Source organism: Stutzerimonas stutzeri (genome assembly GCF_024448695.1).
Lineage (GTDB): Bacteria > Pseudomonadota > Gammaproteobacteria > Pseudomonadales > Pseudomonadaceae > Stutzerimonas > Stutzerimonas stutzeri_T.
In genome coordinates, this window is record NZ_JAMOHY010000015.1 from 37909 (window position 1) to 62330 (window position 24422).

A 24422-nucleotide genomic window follows, 5' to 3' on the forward strand; every position below is an offset into this window, starting at 1 on the left:
CGCTGGCCGGATAAAAAATTGACCGATGTCAATAGGCGCGAAGCCTTGGAAACCAGGCGTCACGCAAGATGACCTGGATCAAGAAAACAGGGGGTATGGGAGGGTGTTGCAAGTCGGGCCTCAGCGTTACTACGAACGCTTCTTAGGCTTGTCTTTGGTCTTCTTCTTCGACTTTCCCAGGGGCAACGCCTGCTCGAAAGCCTGGCGCATCTCGTCAAGGCGCTTATCTTTGATGTCGTGGATGCGCTTTTCGCGTTCTGCGCTGAAGTCGATCAACTTTACTTCACTGCTCATAAGGCTGGCTCGTGGATGGTCCGGTAAAAGTTGGATGACAGGCAGCCCGCAAAATGGGCCCTGCGCTACAGGTGCGCTCACACTATTGGGTCAAACCTCGACATCAACCCAGAGACCCTGGCGTGGCAGTTCGTCCAGCGCCTCCTGATCCCCTTCAGCGGTTTCGCCTTCGGCCAGTTCCTCTGCCGTATAGCCGCGCCGCTGACGCCTGCGCTGCTCGTCACGCAGCATCTGCTCGGCTTCCTGAGGATGGCGACGATCCAGTTCTACCGAACTTTCATTGGCGCTTGGCTCGACAGGCGTGACAGGCGCGATATCAGGGCGCGGCTTTACCACGTCCTGCTGCGCATTGACCTGAACGACTCCGGCTGGAATGACTGGCAGCATTTTCGCTCTCCATTCAGCATGACCGACCCATGGCTGAATATAACCTGTACCGGTTGATCGGCTGAACCGCCGACGACTTTAATAGCAAGGCTACACTGGCTTGGGGCCTGCTCCCGTTTCATCACCACCGCAGCGAAACGAAAACCGTCCCTTGAGATGATTCCGCAGGCATCTGTCGTCGCTCTGACGGCAGCGTTCCGTTACCATAGCGCGCTTTTTTCACAGCGGGAGGCAGCATGGCGCAGCAGTATCTACCGGGGCAACGCTGGATCAGCGACAGCGAAGCGGAACTCGGCCTGGGAACCATCCTGACACTCGACGGACGGATGCTTACCGTGCTTTACCCGGCAACCGGCGAGACCCGCCAATATGCGGCGCGCAGTGCCCCGCTGACCCGCGTGCGCTTTGTACCCGGCGATGAAGTCACCCATTTCGAAAGCTGGAAGATGACCGTGCGCGAGGTCGACGACGTCGACGGGCTGCTGATCTATCACGGCCTGACCGCGCAGAACGAAGCCCGCACCCTGCCGGAAACCCAGCTGTCCAACTTCATCCAGTTCCGCCTGGCCAGTGATCGCCTGTTCGCCGGGCAGATCGACCCGCTGAACTGGTTCAAGCTGCGCTACCACACCCTGGAAAACCAGAGCAAACAACTGACTTCCTCGCTGTGGGGGCTGGGCGGCGTGCGTGCGCAACCCATCGCGCATCAGCTGCACATCGCCCGCGAAGTCGCTGACCGCATCGCGCCGCGCGTGTTGCTGGCCGATGAGGTTGGCCTGGGCAAGACCATCGAAGCCGGCCTGGTGATCCACCGCCAGCTGCTGTCGGGTCGCGCCCGGCGCGTACTGATCCTGGTGCCGGAAAACCTCCAGCATCAATGGCTGGTGGAAATGCGCCGCCGCTTCAACCTGGAAGTCGCATTGTTCGATGACGAACGCTTCATCGAGAGCGATGCCAGCAACCCCTTCGAGGACACCCAGCTCGCGCTGGTTTCGCTGGAGTGGCTAAAGGAGGACGAACGCGCCCAGGACGCCGCTTTCGCCGCCGGCTGGGACCTGCTGGTGGTGGACGAAGCGCACCATCTGGTCTGGCACCCGGAAAACGCCAGCCCCGAATACAGACTGGTCGAACAGCTGGCCGAGGTGATTCCCGGCGTGCTGCTGCTGACCGCAACGCCCGAACAGCTGGGTCAGGAAAGCCATTTCGCACGCCTGCGCCTGCTCGACCCCAACCGTTTCCACGACCTGGAGGCCTTCCGCGCTGAAAGCGCCAGTTACCAGCCGGTCGCCGAGGCTGTGCAGGAACTGCTCGACGAGGGTCGGTTGTCGCAACAGGCACATCAGACCATTCATGACTTCCTTGGCGCCGAAGGCGAAGCCCTGCTCGCCGCCGCCACCGATGGCGATGTCGAGGCCAGCAGCCGACTGATCCGCGAACTGCTCGACCGCCACGGCACCGGGCGTCTGCTGTTCCGCAATACCCGCGCCGCCGTGCGTGGTTTCCCCGAGCGCCAGCTGCATCCCTATCCGCTGCCCTGCCCGGCTGAATATCTGGAGCTGCCCCTGGGCGAGCATGCCGAGCTGTATCCGGAAGTCGCCTTCCAGAGTCAGCAGGACGAACCCGAGGCACAGCACCGCTGGTGGACTTTCGATCCGCGTGTCGAGTGGTTGATCGATACGCTGAAAATGCTGAAGAAATTCAAGGTACTGGTCATCTGTGCCCACGCCGAGACCGCGCTGGACCTGGAAGACGCCCTGCGCGTGCGCTCCGGCATTCCGGCTACAGTGTTCCATGAAGGCATGAGCATCCTCGAACGTGACCGCGCCGCTGCCTACTTCGCCGATGAGGAGTTCGGCGCGCAGGTGTTGATCTGTTCGGAAATCGGCAGCGAAGGCCGCAACTTCCAGTTCGCCCATCACCTTGTCCTGTTCGACCTGCCGGCGCACCCGGACCTGCTCGAACAGCGCATCGGCCGTCTCGACCGCATTGGTCAGGCGCATGTCATCCAGCTGCATGTGCCCTATCTGGAAACCAGCCCGCAGGAACGCCTGTTCAAGTGGTACCACGAGGCATTGAACGCTTTCCTCAACACCTGCCCTACCGGCAATGCGCTGCAGCACCAGTTTGGTACGCGCCTGCTGAGCCAGCTTGAAGAAGGTGATGACGAAGCCTTCAGCAAGCTGATCGACGAAGCCCGCATCGAACGCGAACGCCTGGAAACCGAACTGCATGCCGGTCGCGACCGCCTGCTGGAACTCAATTCCGCCGGCGGTGACCAGGGTGCTGCGCTGGTCGAGGCCATCGAGGAGCAGGACGATCAGTTCGCCCTGCCGATCTACATGGAAGAGTTGTTCGACGCGTTCGGCATCGACAGCGAGGACCACTCCGAGAACGCACTGATCCTTCGTCCCAGCGAGAAGATGCTGGACGCCAGCTTCCCGCTCGGCGACGACGAAGCGGTGACCATCACCTACGACCGCGAACAGGCACTGGCCCGCGAAGACATGCAGTTCCTCACCTGGGAGCACCCCATGGTGCAGGGCGGCATGGATCTGGTGCTGTCCGGCTCCATGGGCAATACCGCCGTGGCGCTGATCAGAAACAAGGCACTCAAACCCGGTACCGTGTTGCTGGAGCTGTTGTTCGTCAGCGAAGTGGTGGCGCCGCGCGCGCTGCAGCTCAACCGCTTCCTTCCGACATTGGCGCTGCGTTGTCTGCTCGACGCCAACGGCAACGACCTGGCGGCCAAGGTGGCCTTCGAAACACTTAACGACCAGCTGGAGAGCGTGCCGCGGGCCAGCGCCAACAAATTCATCCAGGCCCAGCGCGATGTGCTGGCGACGCAGATCAGCAGTGCCGAAGCGAAAATCGCCCCGCGCCATGCTGAACGCGTCGCTGTTGCCCAGCGTCGGCTGCAGGCCAGCCTGGACGAGGAACTGGCGCGCCTCACCGCCTTGCAGGCGATCAACCCGAGCGTGCGTGACAGCGAGATCGAGGCCCTGCGCAAGCAGCGCGAAGACGGCCTCGCCATGCTGGAAAAAGCTGCCCTGCGCCTGGAAGCCATCCGCGTACTGGTCGCCGGCTGATTCCCCCCGCCAAAGCCCCGGCCCAGCGCCGGGGCACCCCCTTCCTGCGCCCTTCCTTTACCACTAAGGAAACGGCCTCGCGTTTGAGCGGTCCACATCACACAGCCTGATGATGGAGAACGCCATGAGCGACCACGCCCTGACCCTCGATGACGCAATGCAGCTCGTCTCTGAAGCCTTCCTGCCGTGCGGCTGCGTGACCAGCGCCAACCCGGACGACGACAGCTTCGGCTTTACCGTGATGGACGGCAGCGGCGGTGAAGTGCTGCGCGTACCCGCCGTATCGCGTGAGGAGTACAGCCATGCCCAACGGCTGGGTAGCGTGATCGAGCATGCGCGCCTGGACGTCGAGGACAAGGCCCAGCGGCTCGAACCTTGGACCATGCCGGTCCTCGCAGACGACACCGGCATCCCGGAGACACCGCCCAACTATTGATCGCAGGCTGCACAGCTCGAACCGGGATGGCCCAGGCCTTGTGCGTGCAACGCACCCGCAGGCACTACACCGCCCATCCCATGCCAACGAGGGGGATCTCCATGGGCAACCTGGCAGAAGAACAGCCAATAGAGCGACCGCTCCCTGCCGAAGCGGAGTCCCCGCTGCGGCGCTTCACCCAGGTGCGCGCAGCCAGCGAAGCAATCTGTACACCCTTGCAGATCGAGGATTACATCATCCAGAGCATGCCGGACGTCAGCCCGCCCAAGTGGCATCTGGCGCACGTCAGCTGGTTCTTCGAAGCCTTCGTGCTCAAGCCCTTCCTGACCGGCTACAGGCCTCTCGATCCGGCCTACGACCACCTGTTCAATTCCTATTACGAAACACACGGCAGGCCTTTCCCACGTGCCAGTCGGGGGCTGATTTCCCGGCCCGGCGTGGCGGACGTCTATCGCTTCCGGCAGCACATCGATCAGGCCATGGGCGAACTGCTGGCCGATCCGCCACGCCAGCATGCAGAAGAAATCCAGCACCGGGTCGAACTGGGTCTGCAACATGAGCAGCAGCACCAGGAACTGCTGCTGATGGACATCAAGCACATTCTTGCGCAAAACCCGCTGCAGCCGGTCTACCGAAACAACCTGAAGCCGGCGCCAACACCGCTCAACACTCCCCTGCGCTGGCACGACTACACCAGCGGCATACAGTCCATCGGCCACGCCGGTTCAGGCTTTGCCTTCGATTGTGAAACACCACGGCATCGACAGTTCATCGAGGACTTCCAACTGGCCGACCGGCTGATCAGCAACCGCGAATATCTGTCCTTTATGACCGATGGCGGCTATGCACGCAGCGAACTCTGGCTATCGGACGGCTGGGCGCACATTCGCCAGCACGGCTGGGATTCACCGCTGTACTGGCAACGCCTGGATGATGCCTGGCACGAGATGACGCTCGGCGGCCTGCGTGCACTGGACCTCGATGCGCCGGTCTGCCACATCAGCTTCTACGAGGCGGATGCCTACGCCCGCTGGGCCGGCGCGCGCCTGCCCACCGAAGCCGAATGGGAAGTGGCCGCCAGTGAGCAGCCCCGGCAGGGTAACTTTCTTGAAAGCGATCACCTGCAGCCGGTAGCCGCTTCGCCCGCAGAAGGACTGAGGCAGATGTTCGGCGATGCCTGGGAATGGACCGCCAGCGCCTACCGGCCCTACCCCGGCTTCCGCTCACTGGACGGCAGCCTGGGGGAGTACAACGGCAAGTTCATGTCAGGGCAGATGGTCCTGCGCGGTGGCTGCTGCGCCACGCCCCAACACCATATTCGCGCCACCTACCGCAATTTCTTCCAGCCGGCCATGCGCTGGCAGTTCGCCGGGCTACGCCTGGCCAGGGAGCCGTAAGATGGCATTGGCCGTACAGCTGCATGACAGTATCCAACCACCTGGGGACAGTTCCCTGCGTGACGAGGCATTGGCGGGCTTTGCGGCTTCGCCCAAGCATATCTCGCCCAAGTTTTTCTATGATCGACGCGGTTCGGAGCTGTTCGAGCAGATATGCCTACAACCGGAGTATTACCTGACCCGCACCGAGGAACGCATTCTCGCCGATGCCGCCGAAGACATCCGTGAGATAGCCGGGCCGCAAAGCAACCTGATCGAACTGGGCAGCGGCGCCAGCCGCAAGGTTCGCCTTCTGCTCGAAGGACTTCGACCGGCCAGCTACCTGGGTATTGATATTTCCGAAGATTTTCTGCTGAGCAGCACCCGCCGACTGGCTACCGATTACCCGTGGCTCGATGTGCATGCCGCCTGCAGCGACTTCTCGGAGTCGCTGCAATTGCCCGAAGATTTTGCTCTGGAACACCCGCTGGTGTTCTTTCCCGGCTCCAGCATCGGCAATTTCACCCCGCAGCAGGCACGCCGTCTGCTCGGCCATTTGCATGACATCCTTCCACCCGGCAGCGGCGTGCTGATCGGTGTCGATCTGGTCAAGGACAAGGCCACACTGGAAGCCGCCTACAATGACCGCGCCCAGGTCACGGCAGCGTTCAACCTCAATCTGCTGCAGCGTATCCACCGGGAGCTGGACAGCGATATCGACCCGTCACGCTTCGTTCATCGGGCCTTTTTCAACGAAGACCAGTCACGCATCGAAATGCATCTGGTCAGCCGTGTGGCGCAGACTGTCACCCTCGAAGGTCGGAAGTTTCACTTTGAAGCCGGTGAGAGCCTGCACACCGAGAACTCCTACAAATACAGCCTGGGCAGTTTCACCGAATTGGCCGGTAGCGCCGGATTCGAGTCCAGCGGGCAATGGACCGACCCGCGGCAGCTCTTCAGCGTGCATTACCTGCAACGACGCCCATGACCAGGCTGCAACGCGCCTGTATGAGCAACCTGTTGCTCATACTGAATTCAAGCCCTGCGAGTGCTGCCAAGGAACCAGACGATCTGACACCGACGTTGGGCCTCGCTGGACATGCGCAAGGCGCTGGAACTGACCGTAGAGAGCCTCGAACAGAAACGACAGCGCTAATGCAAGCGACTGCCGCAAATCACGAAACAAGTGAAGCGAGCACTCATCAGTGTCGCTGGATATGAAAAACCGGCAAGGCACACCCGCAATTGCCGGTTTAGTTTTACAACGGCCTGTTAACGGGCCAGTTCATCGAATATTTCCGGTACCAGAGCGGCCTGGCCCTTTTCGTCCAGACGCTGGCGCAGCCCGGTATCGGCATTACCCTCTTCGAGGATATCCAGCAGTCGCTGACCGCGCTCAGTCAGAATGAAATTCTCACCGTTACCGCCCTGCTCTTCGGGTCGCGAAACAATGAAACCCCCTTCGAACAGCAAACTCTCGTAGTTCTGGGCATCGGCCTTTAGCGAATCGAGGTTGGGCATTGGCTGGCTGTCATCTTCCAGCGCGACGGCGTGCTCTTCTGCGTACTGACGCGGCGTGAAGGGTTCGTTGCCGGGTTTCTGCACTTCACGCAGCAGGCGCAGCATCAGGCTCCAATCGTAGGTCATGAACATTCTCCCGTGCTTGTCGCCGCTTCAAAGCGTGCGGCTTTGTTATAGGGACCCCATTCAGGTGGGCATGGTTCGATAGCCAGAAGGCTTGAACCAAAGCACTGTTGCGATGATCCACCGTACAAGCCGTTAACGGAGCGCAGCCATGAAATACCTGATGATTCCCCTCGCAGCCGCCCTGCTGGCAAGCCAGCCGGTATTGGCCGAATGCACCCCGGACCAGATCAATGACAAGGCGGCGCAACTGGCCGAGCGCGTCGAGCAGCTGACCGAACGCGATCCGGAGCGCGCCGCCGAGATCAACGAGCAATTGCGGGAAATGGAAGTCAAGCGAACTGCGGACGAGCTGGGCGACGAATGCCAGGCTTACGAACGGCGTTTGCAGCACATCGAGCAGGCTGAAAAGGAAGCGGATATTCCGCCAGCCAAGGAGCGCTGAATCTCCCTGCGACGTGCTGGCGGAACAATACTGCTTTCGTGAGAGCGGATTTACCCGCGAATGCCGCGGCTGAAGCCGCTCCCACCAAGTGGTTGGCTCGCGTGCTCACGACAGCCAACGGCACATAACCCGCCATTGCACGTCTTATTGCCCTTCGGGCTTCTTGCGTCGTAGCGGCGCCATGCCGTCACTGCTGACCACCTGCGACGCCGGGGCTTCGCGTTTGGCATTCTTCGGTCGCTTGGCGGTCGGCTTTCCGGCTTGCTTGGCCTTCTTGTCACCGCCGTTCTTCTTGTCATCCTTTTTCTTCTTGGTACCCGCAGCCTTGCCCGAGGCCTTGAGATTCTTCGGCCCCATGTAGCCGCCCTTGAGGCCCTTGACCACGCGGTGCTCGAAACGCTGCTTGAGGTAGCGCTCGATGCTCGACATCAGGTTCCAGTCGTTGTGGCAGATCAGCGAGATGGCCAGTCCTTCTGCACCGGCACGCCCGGTCCGGCCGATGCGGTGCACGTATTCGTCGCCGGAACGTGGCATGTCGAAGTTGATCACCAGGTCCAGCCCTTCGATATCCAGCCCGCGCGCCGCCACGTCGGTCGCCACCAGCACCTTCACACCGCCTTCCTTGACCCGATCGATGGCCAGTTTGCGGTCCTTCTGATCCTTGTCGCCGTGCAACACATAGGCCTTCACGCCTTCGGCTACCAGCCGGCCATAAAGTCGGTCGGCCTGAACACGGGTGTTGGTGAAGATCACGGCCTTCTTGTAGGTCTCGTTGGCCAGCAGCCAATGGACCAGCTTTTCCTTATGTTCAGGACTTTCGGCGGTGATGATCTGCTGACGCGTACCTTCGTTCAGCTCGCTGACACGGTTTAGCTGCAGGTGCAGCGGGTCGCGCAACACGCTGGCGGCCATCTCGCGCAGAGCCGCACCGCCACTAGTAGCGGAGAACAGCAGCGTTTGCTGGCGCTTGTTGCACTCACCCACCAGGCGCTGAACATCCTCGGCAAAGCCCATGTCGAGCATGCGGTCGGCTTCATCGAGGATCAGCAGCTCGACGTCTTTGAGGATCAGCGTGCCGGCATTGAGATGCTCGATCATCCGTCCTGGCGTGCCGATGAGAATGTCCGGCACCTTGCGCATGATCGCCGCCTGGACCTTGAAGTCCTCGCCGCCGGTGATCATCGCCGACTTGATAAAGGTGAACTGCGAGAAGCGCTCGACTTCCTTGAGTGTCTGCTGCGCCAGCTCGCGGGTCGGTAGCAAAATCAGCGCGCGCACATCGGTACGCACCACGGCATCGCCAATCAGACGATTAAGCATCGGCAGCACGAAGGCCGCCGTCTTGCCGCTACCGGTCTGCGCCGTGACCCGCAGGTCACGCCCCTCAAGTGCCGGAGGAATGGCCGCAGCCTGCACCGGGGTCGGCTCGACGAATTTGAGTTCGGCGACTGCCTTGAGCAGGCGTTCGTGCAGGGCGAATTGGTCAAACAAGGGGGCACCTCAGGAGATCGTAAAAAAACGTCGCATAGAGTAACCCGTCTGCCAGGCAAAAGCGCACAGCGACGAACCGGCGACACACCTTCTCGCAGAAGGCCACGCTCGCGAAGAGTGGCCCAAACTGATCGCAGGCATGGCCTAAAGGTGCCTTGCTGCGCCGAAGATCATTGCGGTTCGCAGGTCAGCTTGATCCGCAGGCGAATCACTTCACGCTTGAACTTGGCCGTCAGCGGCTTGCGCTCGCCGGCCTGCAGCGTGGTGTGACGGGTGCGCGGCGCCTCAGGGCCGTTGCGGAAGACAGCCGTGCAGGCCACCGGACGCTCACCGATGTTCTGCAGCAACAAGGCGGCCATGTCCCGGTCGATGGATTCGGTACTGACAACCATTTCAGCGCCATTGAGCTGCTGATCCATTTCCACCGGGTAGCTGACGGCCACGGCGCTCAGTGGGATGATGGCCAACGCAGCGATGCAGATTCTTTTCATTGTGTGCAGCTCCTCGACAAGGCGGATGCCAGCCTACCAGACAGACGCAACAGGAAAGCAACGGAATGAAAACGCCCCGCGTAACCCTTGATCAGTGGCGGACCCTGCAGGCCGTGGTCGACCACGGCGGCTTCGCCCAGGCGGCCGAAGTTCTTCATCGTTCGCAGTCCTCGGTCAGCTATACCGTGGCGCGCATGCAGGAACAGCTCGGTATCCCGCTGCTGCGCATCGAGGGACGCAAGGCGGTGCTCACCGAAGCGGGCGAAGTGCTGGTGCGTCGCTCCCGGCAGCTGGTGAGCCAGGCCGGGCAGCTGGAAGAGCTGGCGCATCATATGGAGCTAGGCTGGGAAGCCGAGGTGCGGCTGGTGGTAGACGCCGCCTATCCCAATGCCCAGCTGATTCGCGCGCTGACCGAATTTATGCCGCGCAGCCGAGGCTGCCGCGTACGGCTGCGCGAGGAGGTGCTGTCGGGCGTCGAAGACGTCCTCAAGGATGGCACCGCTGACCTGGCCATCACCGGCCTGGACATCACCGGCTACCTCGGCGCTGAACTGGGCACCGTCGAATTCATCGCCGTCGCCCATGCCGAGCATTCGCTGCACCAGCTCCAGCGCAAACTCAGCGTGCAGGACCTGCAGAGCCAGATGCAGGTGGTGGTGCGTGACTCCGGCCAGCGCCAGCCACGTGACGCCGGCTGGCTGGGCGCCGAACAGCGCTGGACCGTCGGCAGCCTGGCCACTTCGGTCGCCTTCGTCAGCAGCGGCCTGGGTTTCGCCTGGCTACCGCGGCACATGATCGGTCGCGAACTGGCAGAGGGCATACTCAAACCGCTGCCAATGATCCAGGGCAGCATCCGCCGCCCGCTTTTCTACCTTTACACCAACCCCGACAAGCCACTCGGCCCGGCAACACAGATTCTCATCGAGCTGATCAAGACGTACGATGCTCAATCACAGTCTGCGCCGGGCAGGCTGAACCAGGCTTCCAACCACACCAGGACTACACCATGAAACGACTTGTACTTGCCGCCTGCTCATTGCTGCTCGCCGGGAACCTGTTCGCCGCAGACAACCCGCACGTACTGCTGAACACCAGCATGGGTGAAATCGAAATTGAACTGGAGGCCGAAAAAGCCCCCATCAGCGTGAAAAACTTTCTCGAATATGTGGAAAGCGGTTTCTACGACAACACCGTGTTCCACCGCGTGATTCCCGGCTTCATGATCCAGGGCGGCGGTTTCAACGACGGTCTCGGTCAGAAATCCACCAGGGCGCCGATCAAGAACGAGGCCGACAACGGTCTGCACAACGTTCGCGGCACGCTGGCCATGGCCCGTACCCAGAACGTCGATTCGGCCACCAGCCAGTTTTTCATCAATCACCGTGACAATGACTTCCTCGACCATGGCAGCCGTGACTTTGGCTATGCGGTGTTCGCCAAGGTGGTACGCGGCATGGAGGTGGTCGACCAGATCGCCCAGGTGCCAACCGGCAACCGCAGCATGATGCAGAACGTCCCGTTGACACCGGTGAAGATTATTTCCGCGAAAAAACTGTAACCCGTACCCGGCGCTGGCGCAGTGATGCGCCGGCGCTCGGCACAGAGCAGGAGACCGAGCCATGAATGAACAGAATCACCTGAATACCGCCGAAGGCGAAGCAAAGCTGCTCCAGGATCTGCTCAGCGCCGAGCGCGCCGGCGCCAGGGTTGCCGGAGAAAGCCTGCAGCAGTGCAGCGACCCTGCGCAGCGCAAACTGCTTGAGCAGATTCGCCAGGGCGAGGTCGACAGCTGCAAGCTTGTGCTCAACTGCCTCCAGCATCTGGGCATCGAACCGAACCGCGAGACCGGCGCCTTCTATGGCAAGGCCATGGCCATCGAGTCGCTGGACAAGCGCCTGCCCTTTGTCGACAAGGGCCAGCAATGGGTGATCCGCAAGCTGCGCGAATACCTGCCCGGCTGTGAGGATGATCTGATTCGCGGCGAGCTGGAAAAGATGCTGCGCATACACGAAGTCAACAGCAACGCCTGAGGCTCGCCCTGTTACTTACCGGGCGTCCTTCCAGTAGCGTCGCCAGCGCGACACCAGCTTCTCGGGCGTTTCCAGATAAAGCTCGTCACCGAGGGCAAATGCCAGTTTCTGCAGCTCGCTACGACGCTGTTCAATGGCCTTGCCCAGCTGCTCATGCACGGACTCTGCGCCAAACAGCGCGGGTTGCGACTGCATCAGTTGTTGCATCATCGCCAGGTCGTGGTCGTCGCCCAGTGCATCCGCCAACTGCTTCAGCGACTTGCTGCGCAAACGCATCAGCGATGGCCAGAGCGGTGTCAGCAGCTGCGTCTGATACCAGTGATCCTTGACCCGCTTGCGCCACTCATGGAGCTTCTCGGCACTGCGATCGAGCCGCGCCCTGGCCAGCTCCGCGCAGCCATCGGCGTAGGTACGCTCAACACCCGCAGACAGCAGATCGAAACCCTGCCCCTTCAGTGGCCACGTATCGATGCTTGCTCTGGCGGCCTGCAACTCTGCGATGACCTGCTCGACGCGCTCATCGAGATCGCTGTCAACATGCTCGCTCCGTGCCCGCGCCTCCAGTCGGCGGCGAACCTGCCTGAACTCGACGCTGCCAAATACCTCGGGAAAGCGCCGGGTCAGCAGGTCCCAGCTTTCCAGCAGGGCACTGGCCTCACGGGTCTGAGCCAGTACACGCCCCAGACCGCGCAGCCGCTGGCTTTCACCGGTAAACGCTACCCCCATCGGCTTGCGCACCAGGCGTAGCAGGGCGCGCAACTCCTTGAAGCGCTTGCGGGCCTGATGTATGCCTTCGGCCTTATCCGAAACCGGTACGCCCAGCGCGCTGATGGCTTTATCGATGCCCTGGTAACCAACCTTGCGCACAGCACCAGCCGGATTCTGAAGGCGCAGCCTGTAAGCCATGACAACTCCCCAAGTCGTGTTTACCGAGCCCACTCTGCCTCGCGGAGTCGCTTCGGACAGGGATTCACCCTAGCCTTTATTCGTCAGGCTGGCCATAGCACCCGCGCTAAGGGGAACGGTCAGGCCGGCACCGCTTCGGCCTGCTCGGCACCCGCTGCCATGCCGGCGGTCATCCGCCTGGCGTCCTGCGCGAAGCTACGCGAAGCGAAAAACAGGAACACCATGGTCAGCAGCAAGGTCGCCGGAATCAGAAACATGGCATCGTGCAGCCCCACCGCTCTAAAGGCTTCGCTCATCTCGCTGGCGCCTGCGGCAAGCATCGCCGAATGGGCGAAATGATCGGACAACAGCCCCACCACCACCGTGCCCATACCGCCGCCGAGCAGGTACAGACCGGCGAAGAACAACGCCATGGCCGTGGCGCGCAGACGTGGTTCGACCACATCCTGAATGGCGGTATAGACGCACGTGTAGAAGTTGTACGAAAACAGCCAGCCGATGCTGAATATTGCGACGAACAGGCCAACGGCGATCTGCCCGGCAAACAGCGCATAACCGGTACAGAGAGTCGCCACCAGCATGCTGGCGCTGGCAAACAGCAGGCGACCACGTTCGTAACGGGCATGGATGCGGTCGGCGATCCAGCCACCCAGCGTCAGACCGACCAGACCGGTGACGCCGACGATGACCCCGGTAGCCACCGATGCTTCCACCAGCGGTACGCCGAAATAGCGCATCAGCATCGGCACCATGAAGGCATTGCTGGCATAAGTGGCGAAATTGAATGCCAGACCGGCCAGCACCAGCCACCAGAAGGTGCGTATCGCCAGCACCTTGCGGATGGGCTGCTCGACGCGCTCCTGGGAAATCTTCACGGCTTCTGCCGCGCCGCGCTGGGGTTCCTTGATGAGAAAAATGAACACCGCCAGGATCAGCCCTGGTACTGCCGCGATAAAGAAGGGCGCACGCCAGCTATCGAAGGCCTGGACCATCCAGCCGATGGTGAAGAAGGCCAGCAGAAGCCCGAGCGGCAGGCCAAGCATGAAGATGCCCATGGCACGGGCACGTTTATGGGCTGGAAACAGGTCACCGATCAGCGAGTTGGCGGCTGGCGCGTAGCTGGCTTCCCCAATGCCGACCCCCATGCGGACCAGCAGAAAACTCCAGAAATTCCAGGCCAGACCGTTGACCGCTGTCAGCCCGCTCCAGGCTGTAAGGCCCCAGCCCATGATCTTGCGTCGCGAGCCATTATCGGCCATGCGACCCAGCGGCAGACCGGCGATGGCGTAGACGATGGTGAAGGCGGTGCCGATCAGTCCCAGCTGGAAGTCGTTGAGGTTCCATTCCAGGCGAATCGGTTCGTTGATGATCGCCGGAATGGTGCGATCAAAGAAATTGAACAGGTTCGCCAGGAACAGCAGGAACAACACGCGCCAAGCGTTTGCGGCTTGGGTAGATTGCTGCATGACGTCGCTCTCGGTTTATTGTTATTCGGTCGGTTTCCGAGAATGACTCTAGAGGGCTGTCAGTCGTCTGTCTGTGACAATCAGCCCTGCTTATGCTGCGCAATGGAAGCTTTCAAGCAGCCGGCCATGCCTGGCGCCACTGCTTCAGCCAACCCAGACTCGCTGCCGTGTCCTGCTCGCCCGGGCGGTATTCGGCCGCCAGCCAGCCACCGTAACCCACCGCCTGCAGGGCTTCGAGCAGGGGCGCGAAGGCCAGCTGGCCGGAGCCCGGCGCACCGCGACCGGGGCAGTCGGCAAACTGCACATGACCGATGCGCTGACCCAACTGCTGAATGCCGGCGACGATATCCAGCTGCTGTCGCGCCATGTGATAGAAATCCAGCTGCGCCCGGCAGTTGGGGTGATCGACCCGTTCGAGCAATTCCAGCAGGTGCTCGGGGGTGTTGATCAAAAAGCCCGGCATATCCAAAGGGTTGATTGCCTCGCAAAGCACCCCGACGCCCAATTGCGCGAAGGCCTCGGCGCTCTTGCGCAGGTTGTCGGCCAGTGTGGTCAGCGCCTGCTCGCGGCTGACGCCTTCGGCCAGGCGGCCCGGCAATACGTTCACGCTCAGTGGTCGCGCCATGGCCGCATAGGTCAGCGCCTCCTGCAAGGCGGCATCGAATGCGTCCTGGCACGCCGGAACCGCGGCCAGCCCGGCACCACCCTGCAACAAATCGCCAGCCGGAAGATTGATCAGCACCAGCGGCAAGCCGGCGCGTTCGAGCAGCTCCTTCAGGCGAATCGCCGGCATCTCGTAGGGAAACTGGATTTCCACGCCATCGAAACCGGCCACCTTCGCAGCCAGCACGCGCTCGGCCAGTGGCAGTTCGCCGAACAGCATGGAGAGGTTGGCAGCGATCTTCATTGCTTGTGCTCCCGGTACATCTTCACCAGGGTGGCAGGGTCCTGATCCAGGTGCCCCTGGCTGCCATGCAGCCGCATCAGCTGCGCCGCCAGCCCGGTCATGGGTGTTGCGCTGCCTTCCTCACGGGACAGTTGCGCGGCGGTATCCAGATCCTTGAGCAGGGTGCGCACATGCCATTTGATCGGCTCGAACTCACTGCTGGCCATCTGCGGCGCGAGAATCTGCAGCGGTCTGGAGTCAGCGAAACCTCCCGCCAGTGCCGGCGCGATCAGACCGGCATCAACCCCGGAGCGCTCGGCAAGCGCCACCACTTCGGCAATCACCAGCGCGTTGCAGGCAACGATCATCTGGTTGCAGGCCTTGGTCACCTGGCCCGCACCGACCTCGCCCATGCGGGTCAGGCGTTGCCCCAGATGCATCAGCACAGGCCGCACTCGCGCGATATCTTCGGCCCGACCGCCCGCCATGATCGCCAGGCTGCCCGCCTCGGCGCCCCCCGTACCACCGGATACCGGCGCATCGATCCAACGCATACCGCTGCGCGCCTCCAGCTCGGCGGCCATGGCGCGAGTGGCGGCAGGCTCCAGACTGGAATGATCAACCAGCAGCTGACCCTCTCGCGCGCCTTCGACTATGCCGCCGGGACCAAAAACAACCTCACGCACCACCGCGGTATCGGCCAGGCAGAGCAACAGGATATCGGCATTGGCACAGAGCTCGGCGGGGCTATGCACCTGCCGGGCGCCGGCTTCGACCAGCGCAGCACATTTGTCCGGCGAGCGATTCCAGACCGTCAGGGGAAAGCCGGCGGCCAGCAGCCTGCGACACATGCGCAGGCCCATCAGGCCGATACCGGCAAAGGCAATTGAAGGCAGATCGGACATCGGGCGGCTCCTCGAAAGCTGGGGATGAGGATTCTAGCGCCGCACAGGTGCCAACAGCCAAGTCGTCACGTCCCACCCGGTCGCGCGTTTCCGCCAGGGGACCTCAGCGAGTCGCCTTGATTCGATGCTCCCAGCGGCGTTTGGCGAAGCGACGCATGTTGGGGATGTCGTCGGTTTCGTCGAGGATCGGTTTGCCAATGATGGTTTCGATGATGTCTTCGAGCGTCACCAGCCCCTGCCAACCGCCGAACTCGTCATACACAAGGCACATGTGCTGGCGCTCATGCATCAGTTGAGTCATCAGCTGCTCGACATTGGCCGTTTCGTGAACAACCTTGAGCGGTTTGGTAATGCTGGACACCGGGGCGCTGTCATCATCCGCTGCCAGCGCGTCGTAACGGAAGATCACGCCCAGGGGCGTCTCGCCCTCACCAATGACCGGATAGCGCGAAAACTGGCTGTGGCGAATCTTCTGCTTCAGATCGGCAACGGTCTCATCCGGCGACACGAACTCACACACGGTTCTCGGGGTCATGACTGCTCGAACCTTGATCTCGTGCAGATCGAGAATATTGCTGATGACGCGCTGCTCATCCTCGTCCAGCTCACCGACTTCGCGCCCGAGAACAGTCAGCGCCTTGATTTCCTCACGTACATCATGAGTGGGCGCCTTCCCGGCAAACATCCGCATGATCTGGTCGGACAGCAGGATGAAAGGCTTCAGCAGCAGGATCATCGCGCCAAGCAGGGACGGGAGATAGGGCGCGATCTGCCGCCAGTAGCGCGCGCCGATCGACTTCGGCAGGATTTCCGACAGGACCAGGATCAGGATGGTCATGACCGCCGAAGCAATCCCCAGGTAACCATCACCGAAAACCACCGTGACCTGCGCGCCAACGCCCGTCGCGCCCACGGTATGCGCAACGGTATTGAGCGTAAGGATCGCCGCCAGCGGCTGATCGACCTGATCTTTCAGATTCTTCAGGCGCTCGTAGAGCCTGGGCTTATCGACCTTTTGGCTGGCAATGAAGCTGGGTGTGATGGAAAGCAGCGCAGCCTCGAGGATGGAACAGAGGAAGGATACGCAGATGGACAGGACAGCGAACGCTATCAGAAGGGTCATGGTGTCGGTAGGTTGCCAAAGGAGACTCATGGTAGAGGCGACAGCAAAAAACAATCCACCGACTTGCACTCGCGAGTGCAACATTTGATTTGTGAGTTAACGCTAGAGATGGCACAGGGCCAGAAGTCGGTGGGATAACCAGCGACAACCTGGGATGACTCAGGGCGGGCAGGCGCGGCGCGGGTTTGCGGGCGGGATGGTCGAGACAGGCAGGGCTGAAGTCGTGCCAATGCAGTGCAAGATCGAAAAACTATGATGTCCCCGCTGAGCCCACAGTCTTGCGGTCTCTTTGACATAGGCCAAATGTCGCGAAGGAATCCGCTAAGCAAGAGAGCGCGCGGCTCAGCAGAATGCAAGCGGTTGTTTTTCTCTCGGAGAGAAAAACAACCGCTGCACAATCAAGGCATCGCAGTTGCTTTTCCCCCGAAGCCTCCCGGTTCACTGGCTTTCAGCCAAGAGCATTCAGCTCACGCCTACCGAGAAAAGCAATCGGGTAAAGCAACTACAGAGTTGCTTTACCCGTGGCGTTATCCGCGCTTGGCCATGACGTAGGCATAGGTTTTCTGCAGCTCTTCGGTTGCCAGATCGGCCAGCGAATCAGCTTGGAAGCTCTTCTTGATGTATGCCTTGTAGAAGTCGGGATCGCCGAGCTGGTTTTTGCAGCGCGCCTTGATGGCGCCCACGCGCTTGGCGCGCCAGGAGTCGTCCTTGCGCGGGGCTGAGCGCATGTTTCTCAGCGTGGCCATCTCACGCTGAACCAGCGTGACCGCATCGGCAAAACGCTCCTGGAGGATCAGGCTGTACGAGGTAGTTCCGGCGGCCTTGTTGATGCGCGACCAGGCGATGCCATAGGTAAGCGGCTTCTTCTTGAGCGTGGTGTGCAGCTTCACCCATTCATCGCACAGCGCTTTCAGCTGCGCCTTCTGCTCCTCGGAGATGTGCTGCGGCCCCGGCTGGACGACGACCCTGAAGCGAGCCGGTGGCGCAGCCCCGAACTGGATATGGATGTCGCCCTGGTTGCCGATGATATTGGTGCCGCCGGCTATAGTTTGCACATGCACGGCGGGCGCAGCGGTCGAGTTGATGTCCCTGCCTGCCGCGTATCCTTCCGACGCTTCGACTTTCTTGCTCACATCTTTTTCCTCACTTCCTTTCTATGGCCATGTCGCGGCCGGCGGCATGACCGCCTGGCGCGCTGACGTTGACGCTCTTATCCACCTGCACCGCCCCGGCGGCGCCTTGGAGAGCGCCGATGGCTGCAGCCTTCACCGCCAGCGGCGCGGCGCGGTAACGCGCGAGCAACTCCTCCTCGTCAGCGCTAAGAGCCGCCGAGCTGCGGACTCCTGTGACGATGTACTGCACGTCGGCGCCGACTTTGGAGACTGCAGCTAAGTACCCGGCTTTTGGCTGCGTTAAGTCCTTTTCGTAGTCGATCTGACTCTTCTTCGTCGTTCCCGCCAGTCCAGCAAAGGCAGGCTGGGCAAAGCCAAGCCGTTCACGTTCCTCCCTCAGGCGCTCGCCTATGGTCACAAATACCTCTCCTTTACTATTGACAGGTAACTATTTAGTTACCATCATTGACTTCAATTCGCAGTCAAGCGCAGTGAACAGGAGGACCCGCATGACCACGCAACCCACCCCCAACGAGATCAAACACCGCCTTCGCAAGCAGGGTCAGACGCTCAAGTCGTTCGCCGCCGAGCATGGCTTCAAGTACCGCACCGTCAGCGACGTGGTGCGGGGTATGCGCCAGGGCCACTACGGCGAGGGGCGCGAGGTACGCATCGCGCTCGGCCTGCCAGTTGAGGATTGACGCATTGTCGCAGTCATTCGCACAACGTCAACGACTTGAGGAGTTACCCATGCCTATCCGAGACTGGTACACGGCTAAGGAGCTTGCAGGCCTGCCAGGGCTGCCTGGCACAGCCTTCGGCGTGCGCAAGCTTGCCGATCGTCAAGGGTGGGAAGGTCAGCGCCGCCTCGGCAGCAAAGCCATCGAGTACTCGGTCGCCTTGCTGCCCAAGGAAGCCCTGAATGCCTTATTGGTCACACAGCTCAGCACCCCGCCAACGCCTTTCGAAGCTCCTGAGCCCGTATCCGCCCGCTACGTATATAACGAGCGTGACGGCGTTTCCGCGTCACGCTTGAACGATCATCAACGCAGCGTGATGACGGCGCGGCTGTCGATCATTCGTGAAATCGAGCGAATGAGCCAGGCCGTCACACAGCAACGGGCCATCCTGACGCTGGTCGGTATGGCGCGTGACGGGCAGCTCAGCCAGTACCTGGCAGAGCGTGTCGAACGGGCCAATGATCGCAAAAGCCCTGATCGCACGCTGAGCGAGCGCACCCTCAAACGCTGGTTGGCCGACTACCGCAAGCATGGGGAAATCGGCTTGGCGCCGGCCCGTCGCAAGGCGAACATGGGCGTGCCCGACTGGGCCGCCGAATTCCTCAAGCACTACCAGCGCCCGCAGAAACCCAGTGTCGAGGCGGCGTACGCGTTCTTCGCCCAAGATCAGGCGGGCGATTGTCCGAGCATTCACCAGGTGCGCCGCTTCCTTAAAAAGCTCTCGCCGCAGGCGCGTGAGCAAGGGCGCATGAGCGCGCAGGAACTGAAGTCGCTGAAGGCCTACCACCGCCTGGGTAGCGACCATCTGTTGCCGAACGACGTATGGGTAGCAGACGGCCACACCTTCGATGCCGAAGTGCTCGATCCGCGCACGAACAAGCCGTTCCGACCGGAGATCACGACCTGTCTGGACTGGCACACCCGGCGCGTTGTCGGCTACGCCATCAACCTGGCCGAGTCGGCGCTGGCCACGCTGGACATGCTCACCAGCGGCATCGCCCGCTGCGGGATGTTCCGTGAGTTCTATGTAGACAACGGTTCAGGCTTCGACAACGCCCAGGTGCGCGAGGTGATTGATCGCCTCGGTGGTGGCATGACCAATGCGCTGCCTTACAACTCCCAGGCGCGTGGCGTTATCGAGCGCTCGCATCGGACGATTCTGGTGCGGTTGGCCAAAGAGTTCGACAGCTATATCGGCGCCGACATGGACAAGCAGGCCGGCACCAGAGCCTTCCGCATCAGCCGCAAGGCCTTGAAGGGCGGCGAAGCACCGAAACAGATGCCGACGCTGTTCGACTTTTGGACGCGCCTTGCTGTCGCGTTGGATGCCTACAACGACCAGCCGCACCGCGGCCTGCCGAAAGCGCGCGACCCGCAGACCGGGCGCGTGCGCCACCAGACGCCGAACGAAGCCTGGACGGCGGCGCTGGCTGATGGGTTCGAGCCGATTACTGCGCCGCTCGATCTGGTCACCTCACTGACCCGGCCTCAGGAGCTGCGCTACGTAGACCGTGGACAGGTGCGCATCAACAGCGGTGTTTACTTCCTAAAAGATTTGGATTTGCTGCACGGCCAGCAAGTGCGGGTTGCCTGGGATTACCGCGACGCCCAGCGGGTGGGCATCTACACCCTGGACGGCGAGCACATCGGCGAGGCCGAGCTAGACGGCAACGTGCGCAAGGTCTTCACCAAGCTTGAGCGCAAGGATGACACGCGCATCAAGGGGCAGCTGGCCCGTCTGGGAACCAAGGGCGAAACGCTCACCGGTGAGAAGGTCGAGGTGCGCATCCTGCCCCGCAATACCGCGCCCCAGTACACGGACGAGCAGTTGGCCGACGCCCGCCAGCACGCCGCCCTGCAGATCGAGCAGCAACCCACCTTCCAGCTACCCGGCGACAGCGTTGCGCGCTACCGCCTATGGAAGCAACTGGACGCCCGCCTGCGTGATGGCGGCGAACCACTAACAGAGCACGAGGCGCGCTGGCACGACCATTACCCGAGCCGCAGCGAATACACCTCGATGCGTGATTTGTTCGACGCGGACCCAAGCCAACAGGCCCGCGCTTAACGCAACCGGCCTCGGGGGAGGCCACAAGGAGAGCTGTAATGAGTGTTAGCAAGATCGTTGCACTGACAAACGTAGGACTTCTGGCCAGCGCCATTGAACGCGCTCAATCCCGCCCGATGGGGCTGCCGGGCTTGGTCGCCATGTATGGCGCGAGTGGACTCGGTAAGAGCGTTGGTGCTGCCTTCGCGGCCAACCGCTACCGCGCCTACTACGTCGAATGCCGGGACACCTGGAGCAAGAAGGCCTTTCTGCAGGCCATCCTGCGCGAAATGTCAGTCCTGCCGGGCCGCACCCTTTCCGACATGGTTGACCAGGTCGCCGAGCAGCTGTCGCGCAGCGGCCGCCCCCTGATCATCGATGACGTCCAGTACCTGCTGGACAAGGCAGTGGCCAACGTCCTGACCGATATCTACAACGCGAGCCAGGGCACCTTGGTCCTGATCGGCGAAGAGCGCGTCCCCACCAGCTTGGCCAAGTTGGAGCGGCTGCACAACCGAGTGCTCGAATGGGTGCCGGCGCAGCCTGCAACCCTCGAAGACATGCAGGCGCTTGCAGCAGCCAGCTATCCAAAACTGCAGATCGAAGATGCGTTGCTCGAAGACCTGCGCAAAGCGGTCCACGGCTGCCTGCGGCGTGTGGCGGTCAACCTGTACCGCATTTACTCCGAGGCCGAAGCCATTGGCCTGGACGCCGTCGATCTGCAGCAGTGGAAGCAGCTCGGCCGGGGCTGGTTTACCGGCGAGGCGCCGGCTCGGAGGCGCGCGTAATGGGCATCGGTCGCAAGCCTATCCATTTGGAAATGAATGGCACCAAAGATAACCGCCAGTTGGTCTGGGAAGCCGTCCGTGCAGAACAGCGCCCGTTTACCGTTCAACAGATTGCCTGGGTCGCGGACCTGGACCTCGAAACAACCCGATATTGCATCCAAGGCTTCCAGCGAGCGGGATATATCGGCATCGCTGGAGAAAAGGCCACGCGGGGGAAGGAGCAGTTTCTCAAGCTAGTCAAGGATTGCGGCGTAGAAGCACCGTCGGTAACGCGCTCTGGCAAACCACGCGTAGCGGGCATGGGGACCGAAGCCATGTGGCGCAGCCTGCGAATTCTCGGCGAAGTATCAGCCGAAGAGCTGGCGGCACAGGCTTCTGTTTCCGCAAAAACCACACCGAAAACCGCATACAGCTATCTGCTCTGGCTTCAGCGAGCCGGATACGTTGTCGAGGTGTCGGCAGGGACCAGCGGCCCGCGAGGGCGCGCAGCTCGCTACCGCCTTATGCCAGGGAAGTACACCGGACCACGTGCGCCAATGATCCAAGGCATGGGCCAGCTGTTTGACCCAAACCTCGGGCAAGTCGTTTATACGCGCGTCCAAGCGTTGGAGGCCCGCGCATGACTGCCATCCGACAATCCGTCCAAGAAGCCTGGGGCGGTAACCCGCCCCTATGGGTCGGCCTGCTAGCAGCCGAGGTCGAGCGCAGCAACATGACCGTCGCGGCTCGCCGCATCGGCATGAACCGCGCCACCGTCAGCACGGCCTTGCGCAACTGCTACCCGTCCAACAGCACGGCTGGCGTTGAACGCCGCGTGCTCGATGCGCTGGGGCAGCTGGACTGCCCGGCGCTGGAGTCGACGATCACGCTCATCCAGTGCCAAACGTTCCGCGAAAGGCCGGCGCCAACGCATAACCCGATGGCCATGCAGCACTGGCGCGCCTGCCAACACTGCGCAAACAACCCAACCTGCAACAGACAGGAGTCGGCCCATGCACACCAGTACCAGTAATCCTTCTTTGAAAGTGCTGACGCCAGTTCTTGCCGGGCGTCTGCAGGGCTTCAACGAAGCAGCACGCGCGCTGCGCCGTGTGGGCATTCGCCTGCACCACTTCGATCCCGTCGGCCATCGCCTGACCATCGACCCCGAAGGTGGGCGCCAACTGTTGAAGCAGCGCCTAGTGGACGGCTTCACCCGCTCCGCCACCGCCGGCAGCACCAAGTACACCGTCCAGTTCATGGGCGTCACCCTCGAATGGCGCGAAGCCATCAGCTACACCCGCCCCGAAGAATGGGCAACAACACACTAGGAGCAACAACCGCATGACCACTCAACAGATCCCCGCCGGCTACCGGCAAGACGCCCAGGGTCGCCTGGTGCATGAAGGCATGATCAAACCCATCGACCAGGAGCGCGACCGCCTGGTCCGCCACCTGGTTGATCGTGCCAGCGAACTGAGCGGCGAACTGCACGACTACAAGCAGGCGGCGTTCGGCGACATCAAGGCTTTCATCGAAATGAGCTTCGAAGAGTACGGCGCCCGCGTCGGCGGCAAGAAGGGCAACGTCACCCTGCTCAGCTTCGACGGTCGCTACAAGATCCAACTCGCCGTCCAGGAAAGCATCGTTCTGGACGAGCGCCTGCAGGCTGCCCGTTCCTTGATCGACGAATGCTTGCGCGACTGGACCGAGGGCGCCCGCCCCGAGGTCGTCACGCTGGTCAACGACGCCTTCCGCACGGACACCAAGGGCGAGATCCGCACCGCCCGCGTGCTTGCCCTGCGCCGCCTGGAGATTGGCGACGAGCGCTGGCAACGGGCGATGAAGGCCATCGGCGAGGCCTGCCAGGTCGTCGGCTCCAAGAGCTACATCCGCATCTATGAGCGGGTTGGCGATACCGACCAGTACCAGCCCATCAGCCTTGATATTGCGGGGGTATGAGATGGCCATGATCGAAGAACGCGAACCATACCGGCGCGGCAAGCGGCCCGAGGATGGAATGGATCTACCTGATGGCAAGACCTGCGGTGACTGCGTGCATTGCCGCCGCTGCACTCTGATTTTCGGCCACACCCCAGCCGACGAGGTATGCGACTGGAGCCCGTCGCGATTCACCCCGCCACGCCTGCACGCGCTGAAGGAAGGATGCTGACATGGCCATATCGACCACCATCTACGCCGTCTGCGATATCACCGGCTGGATCAGCCTGACCACCCGCTATCCCGCCGATGGCCTGTATGGGCTGGCTGCGGGTGCCAAGGGCGCGCTTGAGCAGACCCTGCTGGCAACAGCGGATGACCACAGCCGCGCAGGCTCCCATTACTTCCGTGTGCCTGGCACAGCGGACAGCTCGGTGCCGATGGAAAACCTGAACGCGATTGCCCGCTACCTGCAGACGCTGAGCGATGCCGGAACGCCGGGCGTCCGGCCATTGGTGGTGTGACATGCAGCGCTATCACGATACCCGCCGCGATTACCGCATCACCTTCAAACGCCAACGCTAGGAGGCCACCACCATGGCTCAACACACCATCACGATCAGCGACGAGGGCGGCGGACTTTCCATCCGCGTCGAAGGCGACAGCGCCATGGAGAGTTCGGCTTCGGGCCGCATTGCCAAGGTTCTGGCCAGCGTGGCCGAACAGGCCGCCAAAGCTTTCATGGCAGGCAACTGCCCCTGCCCGCAGTGCCAAGCCAAGCGCGACAGCACCGAGCAGGCCGACACCAACACACCTAAACCCACCCTGCACTAAATGCGGAGCACCACC

General features: G+C 61.9%; 30 protein-coding genes. 18 read left to right on the plus strand and 12 right to left on the minus strand.

Features of this window, described 5'->3' with window-relative positions:
• Positions 1-129 precede the first annotated feature (129 nt).
• Positions 130-294 carry a hypothetical protein gene (locus tag NAV32_RS12120; protein WP_256053059.1) on the minus strand — a complete coding sequence of 55 codons (165 nt, stop codon included), beginning with the start codon at positions 292-294 and terminating at the stop codon, positions 130-132.
• Between the two features lie 90 nt (positions 295-384).
• Positions 385-681: an aspartate-semialdehyde dehydrogenase gene (locus tag NAV32_RS12125; RefSeq protein ID WP_256053060.1), complete on the minus strand. Its 297-nt coding sequence runs from the start codon at positions 679-681 to the stop codon at positions 385-387.
• 236 nt (positions 682-917) lie between these two features.
• Between NAV32_RS12125 and rapA the strand changes: the two genes are divergently transcribed.
• The 4 genes from rapA to egtD all read left to right on the plus strand — a co-directional run bounded on the left by rapA (position 918) and on the right by egtD (position 6567).
• The gene (gene rapA, locus NAV32_RS12130; RefSeq protein ID WP_256053061.1) at positions 918-3767 is read left to right on the plus strand and encodes an RNA polymerase-associated protein RapA; all 2850 of its coding nucleotides are present in this window, start codon (positions 918-920) and stop codon (positions 3765-3767) included.
• A gap of 124 nt (positions 3768-3891) precedes the next feature.
• Complete coding sequence (locus tag NAV32_RS12135; RefSeq protein WP_256053062.1) at positions 3892-4203, plus strand: hypothetical protein; 312 nt, start codon at positions 3892-3894, stop codon at positions 4201-4203.
• Between the two features lie 101 nt (positions 4204-4304).
• Complete coding sequence (gene egtB / locus NAV32_RS12140) at positions 4305-5600, plus strand: ergothioneine biosynthesis protein EgtB (protein ID WP_256053063.1); 1296 nt, start codon at positions 4305-4307, stop codon at positions 5598-5600.
• 1 nt (position 5601) lies between these two features.
• On the plus strand, positions 5602-6567 hold the full coding sequence (gene egtD / locus NAV32_RS12145; protein WP_256053064.1) for an L-histidine N(alpha)-methyltransferase: 966 nt from the start codon (positions 5602-5604) through the stop codon (positions 6565-6567).
• 284 nt (positions 6568-6851) lie between these two features.
• Here the strand turns inward: egtD and NAV32_RS12150 are convergent, their stop codons facing one another.
• A complete protein-coding gene (locus NAV32_RS12150) occupies positions 6852-7226 on the minus strand; it encodes a transcriptional regulator (protein WP_256053065.1) in 375 nt (124 codons plus the stop codon).
• 148 nt (positions 7227-7374) lie between these two features.
• Between NAV32_RS12150 and NAV32_RS12155 the strand changes: the two genes are divergently transcribed.
• Positions 7375-7668 (plus strand): hypothetical protein, encoded by a 294-nt coding sequence (locus NAV32_RS12155; RefSeq protein WP_256053066.1) that lies wholly within the window; start codon positions 7375-7377, stop codon positions 7666-7668.
• Positions 7669-7812: 144 nt separating this feature from the next.
• On the opposite strand, the gene NAV32_RS12160 is transcribed toward NAV32_RS12155, so the two are convergent.
• Together NAV32_RS12160 and NAV32_RS12165 are read right to left on the minus strand one after the other, a co-directional pair.
• The gene (locus NAV32_RS12160) at positions 7813-9159 is read right to left on the minus strand and encodes a DEAD/DEAH box helicase (protein WP_256053067.1); all 1347 of its coding nucleotides are present in this window, start codon (positions 9157-9159) and stop codon (positions 7813-7815) included.
• A gap of 170 nt (positions 9160-9329) precedes the next feature.
• Positions 9330-9650, minus strand: coding sequence for a 3-phosphoglycerate kinase (locus NAV32_RS12165; protein WP_256053068.1), 321 nt, complete (start codon positions 9648-9650; stop codon positions 9330-9332).
• Positions 9651-9715: 65 nt separating this feature from the next.
• Here NAV32_RS12165 and NAV32_RS12170 point away from each other — a divergent pair, with 65 nt between their 5' ends.
• The 3 genes from NAV32_RS12170 (at position 9716) to NAV32_RS12180 (ending at position 11680) form a co-directional block, all read left to right on the plus strand.
• A complete protein-coding gene (locus NAV32_RS12170; RefSeq protein ID WP_256053069.1) occupies positions 9716-10660 on the plus strand; it encodes a LysR family transcriptional regulator in 945 nt (314 codons plus the stop codon).
• On the plus strand, positions 10657-11208 hold the full coding sequence (locus tag NAV32_RS12175) for a peptidylprolyl isomerase (protein WP_256053070.1): 552 nt from the start codon (positions 10657-10659) through the stop codon (positions 11206-11208). Before NAV32_RS12170 ends, NAV32_RS12175 begins: the two co-directional genes overlap by 4 nt.
• A gap of 61 nt (positions 11209-11269) precedes the next feature.
• Positions 11270-11680, plus strand: a complete 411-nt coding sequence (locus NAV32_RS12180; RefSeq protein ID WP_256053071.1) for a DUF6306 domain-containing protein — start codon at positions 11270-11272, stop codon at positions 11678-11680.
• 15 nt (positions 11681-11695) lie between these two features.
• Here the strand turns inward: NAV32_RS12180 and NAV32_RS12185 are convergent, their stop codons facing one another.
• The 7 genes from NAV32_RS12185 to NAV32_RS12215 all read right to left on the minus strand — a co-directional run bounded on the left by NAV32_RS12185 (position 11696) and on the right by NAV32_RS12215 (position 18496).
• Positions 11696-12586, minus strand: coding sequence for a CHAD domain-containing protein (locus NAV32_RS12185; RefSeq protein WP_256053072.1), 891 nt, complete (start codon positions 12584-12586; stop codon positions 11696-11698).
• A 119-nt stretch (positions 12587-12705) separates the two neighbouring features.
• On the minus strand, positions 12706-14052 hold the full coding sequence (locus NAV32_RS12190; RefSeq protein ID WP_256053074.1) for a spinster family MFS transporter: 1347 nt from the start codon (positions 14050-14052) through the stop codon (positions 12706-12708).
• Between the two features lie 112 nt (positions 14053-14164).
• Positions 14165-14959: a hydroxypyruvate isomerase family protein gene (locus NAV32_RS12195; RefSeq protein ID WP_256053075.1), complete on the minus strand. Its 795-nt coding sequence runs from the start codon at positions 14957-14959 to the stop codon at positions 14165-14167.
• Entirely contained in the window at positions 14956-15843 is an 888-nt protein-coding gene (locus NAV32_RS12200; protein WP_256053076.1) for an NAD(P)-dependent oxidoreductase, read from the minus strand. Before NAV32_RS12200 ends, NAV32_RS12195 begins: the two co-directional genes overlap by 4 nt.
• Positions 15844-15946: 103 nt before the next feature.
• On the minus strand, positions 15947-16966 hold the full coding sequence (locus NAV32_RS12205) for a CNNM domain-containing protein (RefSeq protein ID WP_256053077.1): 1020 nt from the start codon (positions 16964-16966) through the stop codon (positions 15947-15949).
• A gap of 527 nt (positions 16967-17493) precedes the next feature.
• Positions 17494-18099 (minus strand): hypothetical protein, encoded by a 606-nt coding sequence (locus NAV32_RS12210; RefSeq protein ID WP_256053078.1) that lies wholly within the window; start codon positions 18097-18099, stop codon positions 17494-17496.
• 10 nt (positions 18100-18109) lie between these two features.
• Positions 18110-18496: an XRE family transcriptional regulator gene (locus NAV32_RS12215; protein ID WP_256053079.1), complete on the minus strand. Its 387-nt coding sequence runs from the start codon at positions 18494-18496 to the stop codon at positions 18110-18112.
• A gap of 91 nt (positions 18497-18587) precedes the next feature.
• On the opposite strand from NAV32_RS12215, the gene NAV32_RS12220 reads away from it, so the two are divergent.
• The 10 genes from NAV32_RS12220 to NAV32_RS12265 all read left to right on the plus strand — a co-directional run bounded on the left by NAV32_RS12220 (position 18588) and on the right by NAV32_RS12265 (position 24407).
• Positions 18588-18779 carry a DNA-binding protein gene (locus NAV32_RS12220; RefSeq protein ID WP_256053080.1) on the plus strand — a complete coding sequence of 64 codons (192 nt, stop codon included), beginning with the start codon at positions 18588-18590 and terminating at the stop codon, positions 18777-18779.
• A gap of 49 nt (positions 18780-18828) precedes the next feature.
• Entirely contained in the window at positions 18829-20886 is a 2058-nt protein-coding gene (locus NAV32_RS12225; protein ID WP_256053081.1) for a DNA-binding protein, read from the plus strand.
• A 38-nt stretch (positions 20887-20924) separates the two neighbouring features.
• Positions 20925-21653, plus strand: a complete 729-nt coding sequence (locus NAV32_RS12230) for an AAA family ATPase (protein WP_181296994.1) — start codon at positions 20925-20927, stop codon at positions 21651-21653.
• Positions 21653-22276 carry a hypothetical protein gene (locus NAV32_RS12235; RefSeq protein ID WP_256053082.1) on the plus strand — a complete coding sequence of 208 codons (624 nt, stop codon included), beginning with the start codon at positions 21653-21655 and terminating at the stop codon, positions 22274-22276. The genes NAV32_RS12230 and NAV32_RS12235 overlap by 1 nt, the downstream gene beginning before the upstream one ends.
• A complete protein-coding gene (locus tag NAV32_RS12240; RefSeq protein ID WP_256053083.1) occupies positions 22273-22665 on the plus strand; it encodes a hypothetical protein in 393 nt (130 codons plus the stop codon). Before NAV32_RS12235 ends, NAV32_RS12240 begins: the two co-directional genes overlap by 4 nt.
• Complete coding sequence (locus tag NAV32_RS12245) at positions 22646-22963, plus strand: hypothetical protein (protein WP_256053084.1); 318 nt, start codon at positions 22646-22648, stop codon at positions 22961-22963. Before NAV32_RS12240 ends, NAV32_RS12245 begins: the two co-directional genes overlap by 20 nt.
• Positions 22964-22976: 13 nt before the next feature.
• A complete protein-coding gene (locus NAV32_RS12250) occupies positions 22977-23594 on the plus strand; it encodes a DUF3164 family protein (protein ID WP_256053085.1) in 618 nt (205 codons plus the stop codon).
• A 7-nt stretch (positions 23595-23601) separates the two neighbouring features.
• Positions 23602-23805 carry a hypothetical protein gene (locus NAV32_RS12255; RefSeq protein WP_256053086.1) on the plus strand — a complete coding sequence of 68 codons (204 nt, stop codon included), beginning with the start codon at positions 23602-23604 and terminating at the stop codon, positions 23803-23805.
• A gap of 1 nt (position 23806) precedes the next feature.
• On the plus strand, positions 23807-24097 hold the full coding sequence (locus tag NAV32_RS12260) for a hypothetical protein (protein WP_256053087.1): 291 nt from the start codon (positions 23807-23809) through the stop codon (positions 24095-24097).
• Positions 24098-24170: 73 nt separating this feature from the next.
• The gene (locus tag NAV32_RS12265) at positions 24171-24407 is read left to right on the plus strand and encodes a hypothetical protein (protein WP_256053088.1); all 237 of its coding nucleotides are present in this window, start codon (positions 24171-24173) and stop codon (positions 24405-24407) included.
• Positions 24408-24422: the final 15 nt, after the last annotated feature.